The organism is Photobacterium rosenbergii, from assembly GCF_003026455.1.
GTDB classification, from domain to species: domain Bacteria; phylum Pseudomonadota; class Gammaproteobacteria; order Enterobacterales; family Vibrionaceae; genus Photobacterium; species Photobacterium rosenbergii.
The window spans coordinates 55,090-72,844 of the sequence record NZ_PYMB01000003.1 but is presented as its reverse complement, the minus strand read 5'-3'; the positions used below and the strand labels follow the sequence as shown (position 1 = coordinate 72,844).

Below are 17,755 nucleotides of genomic sequence, written 5' to 3'. Positions count from 1 at the left end.
CCTGATGCTTTGTAAATAATATTGCTGCAATCAAGCTATCACCGCTCGAACTGCATTGCCATCGCTGGCACACTGCTGGTAATAACGCTTTCGCCATCGAAAACCTGCTGGCCATTAACCCAAGTACTTTTAATTCTCGATGAGAACTGATGCCCTGCAAAAGGCGTCCAGCCACAGTGGTAGAGGCTATTTTCGTGGGTCACAATTGTCGGTGAATGCTCATCGACCAACACCAAATCTGCAAAATACCCTTCTTTGATATAGCCCCTACCTTCAATTGCATAGCGGATTGCAGGGTTATGTGCTGTTTTCTCAACGACCTGAGTAATGCTCAACCGCCCTTGGTCAACGTGGTCTAGTAAAGTCAGCAAAGCATGTTGAACCAGAGGAAGACCTGCAGGTGCTTTATCATAAGGCACTTGCTTTTCATCAAACGTATGAGGCGCATGATCAGTAGCAATAATATCAATCTGGTTGGTGTGCAGTGCCCGAATTAAGGCATCTCGATCAGACGGGTATTTTATCGCGGGGTTACATTTAATCAGGTTATCCAACTGGGTATAATCTTGATTAGAAAACCATAAATGATGAACACAGGCTTCAGCAGTAATATGCTTGTTTTGAATAGGGCCCGACTCAAACAATGCCAGCTCTTTTTCGGTAGTGATATGCAGCACATGAAGTTGGCTCTGATACTGCTTGGCAAGACCTACGGCATAAGATGATGAAGCAAAACATGCTTCGGCATCACGCAGTTTGGGATGATCGTCAATGGTGAATTCAGATTGGGTTTGAAGAAGAGCGTCTCTATTTTGACTGATAACCGGGCCGCTCTCACAGTGGGTAACAATGAGCACCGGTGAATCTCGGAAAATCAGGTCAAGTGCCTGCGGGTTCTCCACCAAGAGGTCTCCGGTTGAGGCCCCCATAAAAACTTTGACCCCGCAATGCCTGGTTGGATCTAATCGCTTGATCTGTTCAAGGTTGTCTTCCGTCGCACCGAGATAAAATGAATAGTTTGCCAGTGAGTTTTGCGCTGCAATATCATATTTTTTTTCGAGCGCCTCAATGGTTGTCGTAGCAGGGCTGACATTCGGCATTTCCATATAACTTGTAATCCCGCCCGCCACTGCTGCACGGGATTCCGTCGCAATCGAACCTTTATGTGTTAATCCTGGCTCCCTGAAGTGGACTTGATCATCTATCATTCCCGGTAATAAGTAGCTGCCCTTGGCATCTATTACACGCTCTTCATGCTTTACTGAAATGTCATTCGCAATCTTTTCTATCTTCTGACCGGTAATCCGCACATCGGCTTCGATAACCTTTCCTTCGTTAACCACTTTGGCATTTTTAATTAGCGTTGATGACACCACTCTCTTTGATCTCCATGTATTGAAAGCTATAGCAGCTGGTTTTCACATTGTATTTTTGACGCTATTTATAAGGCGCGATTTACGAATTGATGCATTCATCGCATACACAGTTGATTTCTAATTGCGGACTGATAACTGTGAATCCTTCTTGGCGGGCGTTGGCTTGTAGGTGGGTAATCATTCCCTGCTCAATAGTGAGCTCTCTGATTTTATTGCACTTTGAGCAAATCAAAAATTGCGGTACACCATGTTCGTGCTCACACAAAATATGAGAACAGGCCACATACTTATTCGATACCTTGAGTTTGTGAACCAGATGCTCCTGTTCGAGGAATTCTAATATGCGGTATACCGACATAGCCTGTAGGCTTTGGTCGAATTGCTCCTTGCAATAATCTATCAACTCATAGGCAGACAGCGCTTTTTCGGAGTGCAATAAACCATAAAGCACCTGCTTTCTTTTTACTGTTAACTGCTTTCCCCGAGCCTTACAACTCTGCTCTGCATGCTCCATTAGAGCGTCGATGTTGCTCATTGCGTATTCCCTTGAGCTCTGTGCTCATTAAACCAACCTGCTTATGTTATGTTATAACATAAAGTTTAATTTCATCAAGTTCCCCTCACCGCTCATCACAAGTAAAGAAGCGCCAATAAAAAAGCCCACTTCAAATGAAGTGGGCTTTGATACTCATAGCAAGGACGCTCGATTTAGACAGAATCGTTTATAGACTCGGTATATCACCACTATTCTTTAACACTTTGATTCCGGCTTTCTTCTCTCAATTTGGGCAAATAAGGCAGCTTGGTAATCAGCTTTCTCCCAACGCTGATCTAAAGATTGCCGCAACAATTGCTTCATTGTTTGTGGCGCGAGATCATCAATCGGTGGATCGGTATCAAGATTTGACGGAAAGGAATAGCCATCTGATGATGCCGTTAATATGGCATCTTTCTCTATCTCTGTTAGCACATCATCATGCCAATCATGAGCGAGAGAGGCGTATACAGTCTGCGAAATCTTTGCAAGATCGATAGTTTCCATCGGCTTACCAAACGCTGATGAAATTTGGAGCAAGTTAGCGGTGCGATGTAAATCAGCGGTATTATTTTGTCCTGCAGCATGGATAACAGCAGGATTGAAGAAAACAGCATCCCCTTTTTTAAGCGGAAGTTGTATATAATTACTTTCAAAATACTGTTTAAATTCTTCTTCACGACAGGATATATACCCTAGAGGGTAATGTTGAGAAAAAGGCAGCAACTTCGTCGGGCCAGATTCCAATGGCATATCACTGTGGGCGATAGCACCTTGCAGAGTAAGCATTGCTGACATCTTCTGAGCGTGAACGGGATAATCTCTTAAGGCTTCTGGATGCTGAAAGCCTAAATGGTAATCCCGGTGAGATTGTTGCGCTCTCCCACCCGGTCTAACGATGTTCACTTGGGCTGTTACTTGATAGTTTACCCCCAACCAAGCTTCTGAAACCAGTTTGAGTAATGGGTTTTTGTAGTATTCAACAAACACAGCAGGCGAAATGCTGGCACTTTTTTGAAAGACATTCCAAATGCGTCCGTTTGCCATAGCACCCGCTTGAGCAAAATGATCACCTTCTCCATACCCTTTTTCAGCGGCGAGAATCGATTCAAAAATATTACTCATGTCATCAACCACGGTGGTATTTCCATAGAACCCTTGGATCACCACGATACCACTGCCATTTAAGAACACATCAGCCATTTCTTCTTTCACGCTTTGCCAGTTGTCTAGGCTAATGCTTCCACCGTCATAGATGACAATGCCTTGCTGGGTCGATTTTGCATGTTGGTAGGTATTGATTGATTGCGGCTTACAGCTATCGATAAAGTCCTCTAGCCTGACTGTTTCCTTGCTCGAAAAGTGCGGGTATTCACGGTTCATAAGTGCCTCCTGCAAAATGGTAGTGACAACTATGTTAATCATTTGTAATCTTGAAACGAGAAGAAAAACCATCAAAAGTCCATCAAGGAAATCTTCAACGGCAAGGACAATCTTCATGAAGAAATTTACCGTCAAGCAAATTGCGGCTCAGGCTGGGTTTAGTACTGCCACTGTCGACCGCGTTCTTCATGGCAGAAGCGGCGTACATCAGCAAACCAAGCAGCGTATTGAGCAGGCAATTTCAGAACTGGAAGACCAATACAAATTGGATGCTCTTAAGGGACGAACTTTTTATGTCGATGTCATCATGCATACACCTTTGAGATTTAGTCATCTAGTCCGGGAGGCGTTGAATCGCATATCTGTTCAAATGTCCCCGATTCGCGTCCGGTTACGTTATTTCCTGTATCAAGATATTGATATCGATACTTTGGCGTCGGTTATCTATGAATCAAAAGAACGCGGCAGTCATGGTGTGCTGCTTAAAGCGCCTGACCATCCAAAGATAGTGAAAGCGGTGAACATATTACATAAAGAAGGTATTCCAGCCGTCACTTTGGTCACAGACATATCCCAATCCAAACGATTGAACTACATAGGAATTGATAATACTTCCGCAGGGGAAACAGCCGCTTTTTTATTGACTCAGTGGCTAGGTAAAAAAAACAGCGGTATTTTGTTGGTTCAAAGCAGCAATGCATTTCGTGGTGAAGAACAAAGGGCAAAAGGGTTTTGCCATTTTTTAGAACACTATCCAAATTTACCGGTTACAACAATAAGTGAAGGGTATGGACTGAATGTAGGCACTAAAAAACAGGTAAAAGCAGTGCTAATAGAAGACTCGAATATTAGCGCGGTATACAGTGTCGGAGGGGGTAATCGCGCCATTTTAGATGCATTTAAAGAAATGAATCGCCCTATTGATGCGTTCATAGGACACGATTTGGATGATGATAACCGCTACCTCCTGAGAACTCGGAAAATACAGGCTGTCATTGATCATAACCTTGATGACGATGCTAGAGCCGCTTTTTTCAGCGTATTTGCACCATACGGTCTCATGCCAACATTTTCGTATACTTCCAGTCGAATCAATGTAGTCACCCCGTTTAATTTACAATAAACCGCCTGTTTAGATGAGTTCTATTAGTGTTGCTTGCTGTATATACCCTTCCGAGTGCGCATTATTTTCAACATCGATGAATAATAATGAGCCCACTACGTAAAGTGGGCTCTCTTTAAATCAGATAATTAGGCTTAAGTTGTTCATTCACCTAAATGACTTTATCTATTGAACTCAAGTTCAGTACGTTTGCTCACTTGCTCCAGGCAAACTGTTCAAACACCTTATCGACTGGTGTATGTGCGATATGGTTAACATAGTTGCTGATCACTTTCTGTGAAAGGCCAAGAATGACTTCGAATACCTGTTGCTGGCCATAGCCTGCGTCATAAAATGCATTCAGATCTTGCTCTGATACATTGCCTCGGTTTCTCACAACACTGAGTGTAAAGTCTTTCAACGCCTGCAATTTTTCTGTTGGCATTGCCTCATCGTTTCTTAGCGCCTCTGTCAGGGCAGGATCGACTTTCATAGAGTGGGCGATACCCGTATGGGCCGGCACACAGTAATGGCACTCATGCTCAACATTAATGGTTTGCCACACCACGGTTAGCTCCTCAGCATCAAACGAAGTGTTGGTGAAAAGTTGATGCAACTGGGTATAAGCTTTCAAGATTTCCGGTGACTCAGCCATGACCGAATAAAGGCCAGGAACCATACCCATCTGCTTCTGCGCTCCCTCTAGGATAGCTTTGCTTTTTGCTGGGGCCGTTTCTACTGTATGCAGTTTAAAATCGCTCATGGTTATATCCTCGATAATTTAACGTTCTGACTTTACAAGCAAGTTTTGATTCAAATATTCAGTAAGTAGTACTGTTTTATTTCGCTTCAGGTTCAAGAAGCACTTTGGTAACAAATAAACGGACTGTCGGTGCAACAACAGCAAGAAGTATTAGAGCAGATGGCAACATTTGCCCAAGAGCATAGAGCCACGCATCAAAAAACACGCCGCCTTCGGGAAGGCTTTTGGCGACCATAATTGCCGGCATACTCAGCAGCATCGTAGGTAACACCATAGACACCATCAGTGGGTATTGAAACTTACGTGGGAACTTCTTCATGTCTCGCTCCGATTGACTAACTTATGTAGCTATTCTAGGCTCGAGCTTAGCGATCAAAAATAGACAACATTGAATTTGAAGCGTGCAAATATGAAAGCTAAAGATATTTCCAACCTCTACCTGTTTTGCCAGTCAGTAGAATGTGGTGGATTTGCTGCAGCCAGTTTACAGACACACATTTCAGCCCCGACACTTTCCCGAGCCGTTGCTAGCCTTGAGGAGAAACTCGGCGAAAAACTCGTTCACCGTAATGCCAAACAATTCCAGTTGACGACAGCGGGCGACGAGTATTATCACCGTTTCGCTTCTTTGTTTTCTCAGCTTAATGACGAGTGGACACAGCTGTCCAATAGCCAGCCTGTTCTAACAGGCGAGATCCGAGTTTCATGCCCAGAGCCATTTGCCGATCATTTTTTACAGAAGTTGGCCATCGAGTTTATGGAGCAACACCCTGAAATTACCATTACCATCCATTTCAGTGCGGGAACAGAGCGGTTCTTTGATGAGCAAATTGATCTGGCAATTGTGACCAGCCCTCCCCATGCCAGCCATCTTGTCCAACGCCAATTGTTCGAATCGCCACTAATGTTGGCTGCGGCACCGTCTTATATTGAGAAGCATGGTATGCCAGAAAATGCGGAAGAATTGATTTCCCACCGGCTTCTGTCAGGGAATAACTTGCCTTACTGGGAGCTCAATGTCAGCGGAAGATCGATACGTATTCCCTATCAGCCGAAATATGCCATAAGCAGCCTCAGGCTCAATATAGATGCGACATTAGCGGGAGCTGGAATTTGCATGATGCCTAGAGCATCATTTGAACGATATGCAGAACGAGGAGATTTAGTTCAGGTATTGCCTGATGTAGATTGTCCTACTGGTAAGGCCTATCTGGTTTGGGCCGACAGGAAATTGATTGCGTCCAGGGTGGTCGCTTTTAGGGATATGATCTTTGACCGCTTCGGCCAAACAGCAGAGTTTTTGGCCGCTGTGAGTTCGGACACAAACGAATAAACGCCAACCGAGGTTGGCGTTTAAGCGCTTTCATCTTTGTTAAAAAACTTAACGATTCAACTTGTATAGATAAGCATTGAGCCAAGCTAATGCCAAGATGATCAAAGTCATTACCGGAGGTTTTGACTGCAACGGTAAGACCTCCGCAGGAACGTTTGGCAGCAGATGAACATACACTGCCACCAGCATGATGACTGTTGTCAGCAATGTCGACAATAGCATCGCCTTATCACGAAGTTCACCGTCCATTCTTTTACCACCAATCATAATGATCAATAACAGCGCCCCTGCCGCCATTTCACCTAACTGCCCCGCCCAACGGGACAAAACAGGCAAAGGTAGCTCACTCAACGCAATTTGTTTGGCAAACATGGTTGTAAATGGGTCAAAAAACTTAACAGTACCTGCCATTAACAAAAACGCACCCAGTAAACCGGTAAGGATTTTCTGCACCTTAATTGAAAACGTATCTTTGATATCAAACGAGCGGTACAAAAATACACCTGTGACCAAAAACATGGTGCCGATTAACGAAAGCTCAAGAATTAACTGCGAAGTGCTCATAGCAAAAACCTTTGATTAAAAGTGAAGAACGGTTTAATGCAATGATCTTAACGGCAGCGATAGCATTCAAAAACAGACAACATTGAAGTTGATGCTTGCAATTTTGAAGGTATAGGGGGCTTATCGAATCACAAGCCCCTGAGCCCCTTTGTGTATAAGTTAAGGAAGCAACAACATTTTTCCCATCACCGTGCCACTTTCTAGTTGGTCGTGTGCTTTAGCGGCCTCTACCAGCGGCAGGGTTGAATAAACGGGTTTGATCTTCTGCTGTTCCAACAGGGCGTATAGGGATTCCATCGACGATTTTACCAACGGATAGTTGTTGAAATAGGTCGCATATATTTCAGAATAAGATACTGTCGGTGCCTTGCTAAAATGCTTGATGGCTTCTGCATGCAAGTTTGTCTCGCCAGCTCCGGCTAGGAAGCCAAACACAACGACATGGCCCAATGGTGCTAGCACCTCAAAATCTTGAACAATCGTATCGCCGGCGACTGGGTTAAAGATATAATCCACACCTCGACCACCGGTACTCTCTGTTACCGACTCTACCCACGTCGCATCCGAAACAAAGGCATGATCAGCACCTAGTTTTAAAGCGTTGTCTGCTTTGTGTTGCTTACGTTCCAGCGCAATAACATTAAGCCCAGCAAGTTTGGCTAGTTGAATAAGTGCAGTCCCCACCCCGCCCGATGCAGCATACACCAACGCTGTTTTGCCACTTTCAACTCGGGCAACATTGTGCAGCATATGATAAGCCGTGAAGTAATTCACTGGCAGCACCGCCGCCTCATTGAGGTCAACCGAATCAGGTAGGACAACCAGTTTATCTGCATCTACCGCCGTATACTCAGCATAGGTTGAGGCGCCAATCGGACCGAGAAACGCCACTTTAGTGCCATCTTTGAGTGAAGTCTGGTTAGAATCTGCGATGACACCGCTACCTTCCACACCGGGAACAAATGGCAGTTCCGGCATCATACCCGGAGGCATGTTGCCCTCGCGGATAATGGTATCGATAAAGTTAACCGGTGCTGCATGCATTTTTACGAGTACCTGTCCCTCTTGAAGAACAGGTGTTGCTACTTCACGGTATTCTAGTTTGTCGCTACCGCCAGTTTGATTAAGAAAGATTGCTTTCATGGCTCTGCCCTCAAAATTGATACTTAGTGTTGGCATTTGAATCACTGCCTGTCTGTGATTCAAATCATAGGCGCACAGCAGCCGAGAGAAAATCAGCGATATTGGACATCATAATTCCAAAAATGGGATAATAACGTTGAGTTCACTTGCCATGGAGTATCGGATGAAACGGGTTTTGGATGACTTGCAGGTCTTTTGTACCGTGGTGGAGGAAGGTAGCCTCAAAAAAGCTTCAGAACGATTGGACATCCCCCACAGTACGGTCAGCCGGCGTATCGAAGCGTTAGAGAAAAACCTCGGGTTGGTGCTGTTGCACCGGACTACCCGTGAAGTCAAAGTCTCCGTGCGGGGGGAAGAGCTGTACCAAAATTGCGCAAGTCTATTGGATAATATCAGTCAGTCAATTGGGTTTGCGGTCGATTCCGAGGTTGAATTCAAAGGCAAGCTCAGCGTTTCAATGCCTGTACGTGCCGGAATTGATTTCCTTGGTGCTTGGCTTATTGATTTTGCAGCAGAGCACCCTGACCTTCAGTTGGATATCTCCCTTTCTAATAGCAACAAGCACCTGATCAAAGATGAAATAGATTTGGCTTTTCGCGTTGGGCCATTAATTGACTCCTCAGCGATTGCATTGCAATTATGGGATATTCCTTACGTCGTTTGCGCCCATCGTTCCTACGTGGAAAGGCATAGTTTATCCGAAGGGCCCATATCTACCGAGAAACTAGAAAGCCTCCCAGCAGTCATAACCCGCCCTGCTACGCAGTGGAAATTTTTTGACAATGAACAGAATGAATTGACGATCACCCCACACCAAGGGTTGATCGTTGATGATCTGGGGCTGGCGTATCATGCAGCCATGACCGGCCAGTATATTGCTTTACTACCCAGTTCGATGGTACAAGATGAAAAGATGATGGTTTTACCTATCGACTCTTTACAGCCACGCAAACGGGATATGTACGCTTATTATCTCGGCCGCAGACACGCACAAAGCCAAATCAAACATATCGTGAACTACATTCGCGAGCGTTATCAGCAGTCACTCCCCACTTCGCGATCATAGCCAGCAACTCATGTTTCTTAACGGGCTTGGTCAAATAGTCATCCAGCCCGCGTTGGTGGCAGTTTTCCTGTTCTTCAAGCATGGCATGGGCTGACAAGGCGATGACCGGACACCACGGAAACTGACTGCTTTGTTGTAACGCCCTAATCTCACTTGTGACGGCGTAACCATCTTTCCTTGGCATTGAGATATCGGTGATGACCATATCAAATCGATGCTGTTGGTATAGATCAACGGCTTCTTGGCCATCTTTTGCAAAGATAAGGTTCAGTTGACTATTGGCCAGCATAGCTTCGACCAGCATTCGGTTTACCTGGCTATCTTCAGCCACCAAAACGTTGAGCGCCGGTAAGGCCTCCTCTTCCGTTTGAATTGCACTTGTTGATTGGACAACCCGCTCCGCCATGCCCTCACTAACGACATCTTCTTGCAGTTTGAGGCCAATCGTGAAACTAAACGTCGATCCGACATCTTGTATAGATTGGACCTGCAACTTACCACCAAATAATGCCACCAAGTGCTTACAGATTGCCAAACCAAGCCCCGTCCCCTCAAACTCACGGGTTGCTGAGTTGTCTACCTGTTCGAATTTATCCATGATATATGGCAGACGATCTTCAGGGATCCCCATCCCTGTATCTTCGACTGTAAACCGAAACAGAGGTCCCTGGCCTAAAAGCTCCTCGGTAACAGACAGTTTTATATGACCTTTTTGGGTAAACTTCACAGCATTGCCCAATAGGTTCAGTAACACCTGATTGAGACGCCCTTTGTCACCAATCACTTGGGTATGGATATCTGATGGCATGTCGAGCATTACCGGCAAGCCTTTGTTCTTGGCTTGATAGGCACTGAGTTCAACAACTTGCTCCAATACTTCCCGCAAATCAAACGGGGCATCATTGAGGGTTAACTTGCCCGCTTCGATTTTGCTGTAATCCAAAATATCGTTAATGATAGTGACAAGATTTTCAGCCGACTGGTTGATTATCTTCAACTTTTCGTGCTGCTCTGGGATAGTCACTTTATCGAGTAGCAGTTCACTCAGCCCCATAATGGCATTCATTGGGGTACGGATTTCATGGCTCATATTGGCGAGGAAGTCAGATTTTGCCGAGTTCGCTTTAGTCGCCTGTTCAAGTGCCCCTTCAAGTCTTTTGTTCACCCTGCGTCGTTCGGTAATATCACGCTCCACCGCGATAAACCTAACCACCTCGCCATCTTGATCAAGCACCGGGGAAATATCCATCTCAACCCAGTATGCGTGACCTTGCTTGGTATAGTTGAGCAACTCGACTTTAACGGCTTTCTTTTGTGCAAGTGAAGCCGACATTTGGGCAACTGCCGCTTTGTCTGTCCCCCTTCCCTGAAGAAGATCACCGGGCTGCTTCCCCAGAGCTTCTTCGAATTGGTAACCTGTCAGCGCTTCAAACGCAGGGTTAACCCAAGTTATGTAGCCTTTGGCATCAGTGATAATAATGACGTCCCTGGCATGCTCTGCCACTTGGGCAAGCTCGGTTACCTTTTCTGTCAGTTCAATTTGTTGCTGATGCTTTTGCGCCAAGCCTTGCTGAGCCAACGCCAATGAGAGTGACATCTGATTGAATGCTTCACCGACCCTTGTTACTTCATCATTACCGGTAATGGCAATTTGCCCACCGGGGCCTATTTTCCCGACTTGCTCTACCCCTTGTTTGAGCTTTTCCAAGCGTCGAAGTAAATAGGTGCCCAGTGCAAATGAAAAGATAGCAACTAGGGTCATTTCCAATACCGCAATCAACAAACTCATTCTTGTCGCTTGTGACATAAGAGCTTGGAAGTCATCGACCCTTACCCCCATCTCCACCTTACCGTAAAACTGACCGCCGACGACTATCTCGCTACAAACATCATAAACACCATCGGTCACCTCAGAGGGCAAGTTATGGTTAGTCACATTGTGGTATTCACCATGACGGGTCAGTTCCAAACCATTGCGGTCGGTAATACGGATGTAGGCAAGGTTATGCTCAGCAGTGATCGATTGGGCAAAGCTGTCTAGGTAGGCAAGATCAGTGGCAAGGACGGCATCTCTGGTAGCACTGGCAAAGACACTGACAAGCTGTTTGCTACCCGTTTCAAGGCGGCTGTCATTGGAGTTTTTGAGCCACTGCAGGCCGGTAAAAATCAATACCGCCAATACCAAGGCCTCTATCGATGCGATACCTATGATTGTTTTTGTCCGTAATGTCATACCAAGCCCCGCCTCAATTAGCCTTCTCGAACTGCATAGTTACATTTCGATATCGAGCGATACGACATCATCCCAATCACTGTCTAATGCAGGTTCTAGGCCCTTAATACTCAACTTTTCGAATACAGCTTGGGCATCAGCATGCTCATTAACTGCTGTCAGACTTTGCTGCAGAGCTAGGGTCGTTGATTTATCGAGGCTTTTGGAAAATGCAATCGCATGGGGGGTATAGCTATTGGTGCGATAAATGACGGTAAGGTGCTGTTTAATTGATTCATCAAGGCTGTTATAGGTACGCATCACCCCACCACCGGCAGGATACAGTCCCCTTGCGACTGCCATATATACAGAATCGTGTGAGCCAACATAATTAGCTGAAATGGAGAGCCCTTTCTGGCGCAATTCAGATTGGGTCAGGATAGATGCTGCAAACGCGCGGGGGGCAGGAAAAGCGAGGGATGTATTGTCCAACTCATCAAGGCTGCCTTGCCAATCTTTTCTCGCAACCATTATCCCGGTGATACGCTTGTCTTTGGCACGGGCCAGGGCGGTGTAACCCGGAGTTTGGTTTACAAGGGTGAAATGGTACGGGTTCATATAGGCAATGTCGTACTCCCCAGCAGCAAGGCGCTGCTCAAAAGTTGGAATATCCCGTGCCGTCGCGAAACGAATGTCCAAACCGGTTACTTCGCCCCATACCTTGAGCAGCGGCCCCCACTGTACCGCTAGCTTAGCGGCTGACTGCTGTGGCACCACACCAAATACCAAGGTTTGCTTAGCAACTTCAGCCGGTTCCTGACTGGCTGAAGCACCGGATGTAAAACACACAGCCAAAGCGATAAAGGCATGTGTGATTTTGCTTTTCAAATTGATTCGCATATTGCCACCTCCCTTCAATTCCCCAGTTCAAGATGCTGCTGTATCAAGGTGAATTGTTGTGCTTGACGAGTTTCTGTTGCTGATACAGAAAAATAGTCAAAAAAGGTGCCAAGTTTAGGCAGTTCAACCGCTTTCAGTTTACTGGTTTAAACAGCTAAAACACGCCATTCGAATTTTCTATCTCACCGCCACTAATAAGGGAATATAGCCGCATAGAAAAATCGAGTGCCTGAATCGAGTCCCAATGCTCTACAACCCTTCCCTCTTCGATACGCCACGTATCGATAATATTCATCCCTTTTCGATCATTACCCCTATCGTCTCGATTTAGCGTGGCATGGGAGTGAAACACCACATAGTCGCCATCAACATAGATATGCTTCACGTCATAAGCGTAATCTGGATATTCCTCGACAAACTCGGTAAGAAAACCGACCAGACCGGTGACTTTATCGGGTAGGTTTCTATTGTGCTGAACATACGCGCTATCGTTGTAGTGCTCCAGCACATAGTCGAAGTTATGGTTATTCATCAGGTTCTGTACGAAATCAGTGACCAATTTTGCGTTGGCCAACTCCTGCTCGGTCCAATTCGGTTTTTGCAGAGAATCTAAATCGACCATCAAGGTATCTTTATTATTCGCATTGGCGACTGTGCTTACTACAAGAAGAATCAAACATGCCATTGTTTTACGCATAACTCACTCCTAGTGATTTTCCGCTTTGGTATACATTGATCACCATGGTAATTATTAGTAACCTAGTATTCAAGAAGGCACCAAAAGGTGTGATAGGCACATTTTGGTAACCCATGTGAGTGAGAAATCCAAAAGGAATGTAACGTGACAACACAAGCCAAACCTGAAAAACGCATCTTCCATAACAATGAAGACTGCCCTGTGCGAAATGTCGTCTCGCAAATCGGTGATAAATGGTCAATGCTTATTCTCTTTGCCCTGGTAGATGGCACCGAAAGATTCAATGCCCTCAAATCAAGGGTGGAAGGAATATCCCAGCGCATGCTGACACAAACTCTTAGGGATCTGGAACGGGAAGGATACGTGAGCAGGACGGTATACCCTGAAGTCCCTGTCAGGGTCGAGTATTGCCTAACAGAAATGGGCCGCGACTTGGTTAAGCCTCTCTACCAATTGGTCTGTTGGGCTGAACAACATCAGGGCGATATCAGACTAGCACGTCAGGCCTATGATGAAAGGAGTTAAACCAGTCAATCTTGCGGGCTTAAGCCCTGCGAGCAACTACACCAAGAGCAACTACACTAAGATCATTTAGCCTATAGTGAATAACAATATCTTGTCCAACCAATGGTATTGAACACTGAAACTGAATCATTCTAGGTGTGACCATGACTGGTAAAACTAACGTGTTAGGCGGCCCCTTGGCGCTCTGTAACTGCTCGCCTACGACCGGATTCTTTAGGGACGGCTATTGCCGCACCGATCATAGCGACGCAGGCCTTCATGTCGTATGTGCCTTGGTAACGGATGAGTTTCTCGCCTTTACCAAAGCACAGGGTAATGATTTGTCTACGCCAAGGCCGGAGTTTGATTTTCCCGGCTTAGCGCCTGGAGACCGTTGGTGCCTATGTGCCCAGCGCTGGAAAGAAGCATGGCAGGCCGGTTGCGCACCACCGGTTGTATTAGCAAGCTGCGAAGTGAGTACCTTGGATATAATCCCTATTGATGTACTAAAGCAGCATGCTGTTGATTCCAAATAGAGCAACTATGATGAGCAACTGTAATGGGATACCCCACCAGCAGTGAAATATTCAAGCGGCCTCAGATGGTTATATTTCCTCTCCACCCATTCAGATTGTTCATCATATGGATTGGCTAGAATTTGTTGCAGTTCATGGATAAGCGCAAAATCACCATGCTTCGCATTGTCATAAGCAGGCACAATAAGCCACTCACGCCAGGTGTATTTTGGGTTCACCCGCTTCATTTGATTTGAAATTTCGTCATGACTTATTGCAGGATTAAACTTCTCCCGCCAAGAGGTCAGCCACTGGTTCCAAGCTTCTTGAAGTTCTTCATTTGGCGCCGCATAGAAGCTATCTGATATCTCGGAAATCTCCTTGGGCAGACTCGAAAGCTGGCGGAACAAAATCGTGTAATCAACGTGGGTTTTCATCATCAGTGATAAAAGTTGAGTGAACAATTCACTGTCGAGCGATTCCAGCCCAAGCTTGGTAGCCCACATTTTACTAACTTTACCCTCCATCACTGTGGAGAAATCTTCGATGATCTGTTCCAGTTGCTCTAATGCTTCAGGGGTTGATTGCAGTAGCGGCTTTAGCGCGGAGCAGAATGATTCAAAGTTCTTCTCGGCAGCCAGTGGCTGGTTAAAGAAGGAGAAGTGGCGGCCACCGCCCGTCCATGGCTGGAAATAAGGGTCAAAGTATTCACAGAAGCCAAATGGGCCGTAATCTATGGTGAATCCACCCACCGCACAGTTATCGCTATTGAAATTACCTTGGCAATAACCCACTCGCAGCCAGTTCGCCACCAAGTCAGTTAACCTGTCGCGAAACTCAGTCGCTAAAGCGAGTATTTTGTCTGCCATAGGCAAATCTGCGTCAATCTGCGCTTTGTATTCCCTCTCGATAACGTGCAGGACGATCATCTCCAGCTCGGCCATTGCATTAGGGCGATCACCCACACGGGCCCTTCGGCCAAATAGTTCCAACTGGCCTACCCGTAAGAATGAAGGCGCGACACGAGTTGAGATAGCAACAGGATTGGAGACCATAATATCGGGATTTTCCGAACGGGAACCCTCGCTGTACCATGGACGATCAACCGTTTCGGATTGTGAAACGAATAAGCTTAGTGAGCGGGTCGATGGAACACCGAGCGCATGCATATACTCTTGGGCGAGGAATTCCCTGACACTAGAGCGCAGTACCGCCCTACCGTCAGCACCTCGGCAATATGGTGTTGGCCCGCCTCCTTTTAGCTGCATTTCCCATCGCTGGTTGTTGAACACACCTTCAAACACCGAGACCGCACGACCATCACCATAACCGTTACCGGTTCTAAATGGGCATTGCTCAGTATATTCATTACCAAAAATGGATAGCGCATAGCCAGTCGCCCACCCTACCTTGCGCATAGGTGCCGGCACATCGGTGATATCACCTGAAAATAGCTTTGCGAACCCTTCGCTCAATACCAAGCTGTCATCTAGCCCCAACTCTCTAAAAAACTGTTGGCTATGGCTGATATAAACAGGATCAGCAATCGGTGAAGGCTTTACGGGGACATAATGCCCGGAGAATACCTGTCGTGGGGAAAAGTCGTTACCATCTTCCGTGGCATCTGGGTCTGGGTTTAACGTATCCATCAAAGAGTAGTCTGCGGACTTGGCAAACTCGTCAAAAGTGGAAATATTGGCAGGTTCCCCTGCTCCCTCTCGTACACTCATCGCTTTGATACCCGTTTATTTTTCCTGAACCTATTGGCAATCATACGTCTAGATCGACAAAAAGGCATTAACGGCTAGCGTTTAATGCCTCGTAATCTAATTCAATGGCCAATCAAAACTCTGCAATCTTAATATCTTGAACCTTGAAACCTTGAAACCTTGCAGGGTTCTTAAGGCTGAGATTAGCGCGAGTGGCTATGGAAAACAGTTCTTGATGCAACTGACATATCCATATCATCTGTCGCGACAACTTTTACAGAGCGACTGGCGTTCAATGACAGCGGGATAAAGACTCGGCCATTCTCATCAGTGGTAAATGACGACCCGTTGAGTTGAGGGACATTGGTTACATTCACCTTAAGCCCCGCTGCCGGTGCTGATTGATCTGTTGCCTTGATATGAAGACCTGAGCCTGAATCTGTGATGTTGAGATCAACAGCTGAGGCTGACATTGAAGCGACAAGTAAAGTTGATAGCGCGATTGATTTAAGCATGTTGTATTCCTTCTTTAACAGGTCGCCAGTGGCAGCCTTTATCTAGTGTTATTTGATGAGTTGTAATGCGTAACCTGTTTTTAGCGCGAGTGGCTATGGAAAACAGTTCTTGATGCAACTGACATATCCATATCATCTGTCGCAACAACCTTTACTGAGCGACTGGCATTCAATGACAGCGGGATAAAGACTCGGCCGTTCTCATCAGTGGTAAATGACGACCCGTTGAGTTGAGGGACATTGGTTACATTCACCTTAAGCCCTGCTGCCGGTGCTGATTGATCTGTTGCCTTGATATGAAGACCTGAGCCTGAATCTGTGATGTTGAGATCAACAGCTGAAGCTGACATTGAAGCGACAAGTAAAGTTGATAGCGCGATTGATTTAAGCATGTTGTATTCCTTCTCTGACTGTTTTTTGATTTCGAAACTAAACCGTTTCGTTTTGTTAATTTAAATGTAGGCTCGGCTATTGAAGCTGTCAAGAAAATAAAACTAATTAGTTTCGATTTTTTATTTACATTCCCAGAGAGTCAACAGAGCCGTCAGGTGAACTGAGCAATTTCGTTCAAGTTTTTTATTGATGAGTTGAATATATTGGCGTAGGAATAATGTGAGAGACTCTGGTTAGGGAGTTGTGTAATGGCTGCGTTGCTGGTGTACATTTCGTTGACAATTGGTTACGAGCACGTGATTACACCTCTGGTAAAATAAACGCCCGAGCTAATCATATAACTCAGGCGCTGCAAGCAGTCAATGGCGTAAGGCTAGAAACGGCGGTCCACTGCTAGTGTGATTTGCTGGGTGTCATCCAACTCATGCTGGCTACCGTTAACATCCATATCTAGATAGCGGTAAGAGAGATCAACACTCCAGTTTTGTGGCAGGCGATATTGCAAACCCACTTGACCGCCCCAGGTGAAGTGGGTCCGGCTTCTGTTATCAAATTTATTGTTATAAAGACCCATTGTCGGGCCTACAAATCCCGCCAACCGCCCATCAAAAGCGAACGGCATCATGTAGTCGTAAGATAATGTCATCAAGTGCATATAGTGCTTATACTTCTCCCCTTCCGCTCGGACATCATCATCCTTGTAGGAATAGGCCGCAGTGATACGGTGGTCTTGTTCAAGGATTGCCCCGGCCCGAAGCTGGAAATGCACACTTTCACTGTCTTTTTCAACGGTACGTTTTATTTCATCTTGCTGCCAACCAACACCCGCCCCAACAAAAAAATCCGTTGCCAACGCAGGTGTCGCCACAGCTATCGAAATAATGCTAATCAAAGGTAAACTTCTCATTATTCACTCCTTTCTCTGCTGTAACATGGAACAACAACCCCATATTACTAAGCTGACAAGGATTATCTTTGCACCAGATCTGAGTTTTTACTCTAATTTTAATCAAAAGCAACATCGTTCAGTTTTTGTACAGCAACA

General features: G+C 45.8%; 19 protein-coding genes. 5 read left to right on the top strand and 14 right to left on the bottom strand.

Going from position 1 to position 17,755, the window contains the following annotated elements; all coding sequences use genetic code 11:
• Positions 1–38: 38 nt before the first annotated feature.
• From C9J01_RS10100 to C9J01_RS10090, 3 genes are all read right to left on the bottom strand, one after another.
• On the bottom strand, positions 39–1,373 hold the full coding sequence (locus C9J01_RS10100) for a dihydroorotase (protein WP_107298455.1): 1,335 nt from the start codon (positions 1,371–1,373) through the stop codon (positions 39–41).
• Positions 1,374–1,455: 82 nt separating this feature from the next.
• Positions 1,456–1,911, bottom strand: a complete 456-nt coding sequence (locus C9J01_RS10095; RefSeq protein WP_107298023.1) for a Fur family transcriptional regulator — start codon at positions 1,909–1,911, stop codon at positions 1,456–1,458.
• Positions 1,912–2,127: 216 nt separating this feature from the next.
• The gene (locus C9J01_RS10090) at positions 2,128–3,411 is read right to left on the bottom strand and encodes a phytanoyl-CoA dioxygenase family protein (RefSeq protein WP_237156935.1); all 1,284 of its coding nucleotides are present in this window, start codon (positions 3,409–3,411) and stop codon (positions 2,128–2,130) included.
• Between C9J01_RS10090 and C9J01_RS10085 the strand changes: the two genes are divergently transcribed.
• Positions 3,410–4,417, top strand: a complete 1,008-nt coding sequence (locus C9J01_RS10085) for a LacI family DNA-binding transcriptional regulator (RefSeq protein WP_107298022.1) — start codon at positions 3,410–3,412, stop codon at positions 4,415–4,417. The genes C9J01_RS10090 and C9J01_RS10085 overlap by 2 nt on opposite strands.
• Before the next feature lie 193 nt (positions 4,418–4,610).
• Here the strand turns inward: C9J01_RS10085 and C9J01_RS10080 are convergent, their stop codons facing one another.
• Positions 4,611–5,159 (bottom strand): carboxymuconolactone decarboxylase family protein, encoded by a 549-nt coding sequence (locus C9J01_RS10080; protein ID WP_107298021.1) that lies wholly within the window; start codon positions 5,157–5,159, stop codon positions 4,611–4,613.
• A gap of 76 nt (positions 5,160–5,235) precedes the next feature.
• Positions 5,236–5,478: a DUF2798 domain-containing protein gene (locus C9J01_RS10075; RefSeq protein WP_107298020.1), complete on the bottom strand. Its 243-nt coding sequence runs from the start codon at positions 5,476–5,478 to the stop codon at positions 5,236–5,238.
• Positions 5,479–5,568: 90 nt separating this feature from the next.
• Here C9J01_RS10075 and C9J01_RS10070 point away from each other — a divergent pair, with 90 nt between their 5' ends.
• Positions 5,569–6,492, top strand: a complete 924-nt coding sequence (locus C9J01_RS10070) for a LysR family transcriptional regulator (protein WP_107298019.1) — start codon at positions 5,569–5,571, stop codon at positions 6,490–6,492.
• Between the two features lie 48 nt (positions 6,493–6,540).
• Here the strand turns inward: C9J01_RS10070 and C9J01_RS10065 are convergent, their stop codons facing one another.
• On the bottom strand, positions 6,541–7,056 hold the full coding sequence (locus tag C9J01_RS10065; protein ID WP_107298018.1) for a hypothetical protein: 516 nt from the start codon (positions 7,054–7,056) through the stop codon (positions 6,541–6,543).
• A 159-nt stretch (positions 7,057–7,215) separates the two neighbouring features.
• The gene (locus tag C9J01_RS10060; protein WP_107298453.1) at positions 7,216–8,199 is read right to left on the bottom strand and encodes a quinone oxidoreductase family protein; all 984 of its coding nucleotides are present in this window, start codon (positions 8,197–8,199) and stop codon (positions 7,216–7,218) included.
• 163 nt (positions 8,200–8,362) lie between these two features.
• On the opposite strand from C9J01_RS10060, the gene C9J01_RS10055 reads away from it, so the two are divergent.
• Positions 8,363–9,265 carry a LysR family transcriptional regulator gene (locus C9J01_RS10055; protein ID WP_107298017.1) on the top strand — a complete coding sequence of 301 codons (903 nt, stop codon included), beginning with the start codon at positions 8,363–8,365 and terminating at the stop codon, positions 9,263–9,265.
• Here C9J01_RS10055 and C9J01_RS10050 read toward each other — a convergent pair.
• The 3 genes from C9J01_RS10050 to C9J01_RS10040 all read right to left on the bottom strand — a co-directional run bounded on the left by C9J01_RS10050 (position 9,201) and on the right by C9J01_RS10040 (position 13,074).
• A complete protein-coding gene (locus tag C9J01_RS10050) occupies positions 9,201–11,498 on the bottom strand; it encodes an ATP-binding protein (RefSeq protein WP_107298016.1) in 2,298 nt (765 codons plus the stop codon). The two genes, C9J01_RS10055 and C9J01_RS10050, sit on opposite strands and share 65 nt — an antisense overlap.
• A 39-nt stretch (positions 11,499–11,537) precedes the next feature.
• Positions 11,538–12,377 carry a phosphate/phosphite/phosphonate ABC transporter substrate-binding protein gene (locus C9J01_RS10045; RefSeq protein WP_107298015.1) on the bottom strand — a complete coding sequence of 280 codons (840 nt, stop codon included), beginning with the start codon at positions 12,375–12,377 and terminating at the stop codon, positions 11,538–11,540.
• Between the two features lie 154 nt (positions 12,378–12,531).
• On the bottom strand, positions 12,532–13,074 hold the full coding sequence (locus C9J01_RS10040; RefSeq protein ID WP_107298014.1) for a nuclear transport factor 2 family protein: 543 nt from the start codon (positions 13,072–13,074) through the stop codon (positions 12,532–12,534).
• A 144-nt stretch (positions 13,075–13,218) separates the two neighbouring features.
• Here C9J01_RS10040 and C9J01_RS10035 point away from each other — a divergent pair, with 144 nt between their 5' ends.
• The gene (locus tag C9J01_RS10035; RefSeq protein ID WP_107298013.1) at positions 13,219–13,599 is read left to right on the top strand and encodes a winged helix-turn-helix transcriptional regulator; all 381 of its coding nucleotides are present in this window, start codon (positions 13,219–13,221) and stop codon (positions 13,597–13,599) included.
• 143 nt (positions 13,600–13,742) lie between these two features.
• Complete coding sequence (locus C9J01_RS10030; RefSeq protein WP_107298012.1) at positions 13,743–14,114, top strand: DUF2237 family protein; 372 nt, start codon at positions 13,743–13,745, stop codon at positions 14,112–14,114.
• Positions 14,115–14,119: 5 nt separating this feature from the next.
• Here C9J01_RS10030 and C9J01_RS10025 read toward each other — a convergent pair whose 3' ends face one another.
• From C9J01_RS10025 to C9J01_RS10010, 4 genes are all read right to left on the bottom strand, one after another.
• Positions 14,120–15,823, bottom strand: a complete 1,704-nt coding sequence (locus C9J01_RS10025) for a protein adenylyltransferase SelO (RefSeq protein ID WP_107298011.1) — start codon at positions 15,821–15,823, stop codon at positions 14,120–14,122.
• Between the two features lie 182 nt (positions 15,824–16,005).
• Positions 16,006–16,317 carry a hypothetical protein gene (locus C9J01_RS10020; RefSeq protein WP_107298010.1) on the bottom strand — a complete coding sequence of 104 codons (312 nt, stop codon included), beginning with the start codon at positions 16,315–16,317 and terminating at the stop codon, positions 16,006–16,008.
• An 80-nt stretch (positions 16,318–16,397) separates the two neighbouring features.
• Positions 16,398–16,709, bottom strand: a complete 312-nt coding sequence (locus tag C9J01_RS10015) for a hypothetical protein (RefSeq protein WP_107298010.1) — start codon at positions 16,707–16,709, stop codon at positions 16,398–16,400.
• 374 nt (positions 16,710–17,083) lie between these two features.
• Entirely contained in the window at positions 17,084–17,617 is a 534-nt protein-coding gene (locus tag C9J01_RS10010; RefSeq protein WP_107298009.1) for a porin family protein, read from the bottom strand.
• Positions 17,618–17,755: the final 138 nt, after the last annotated feature.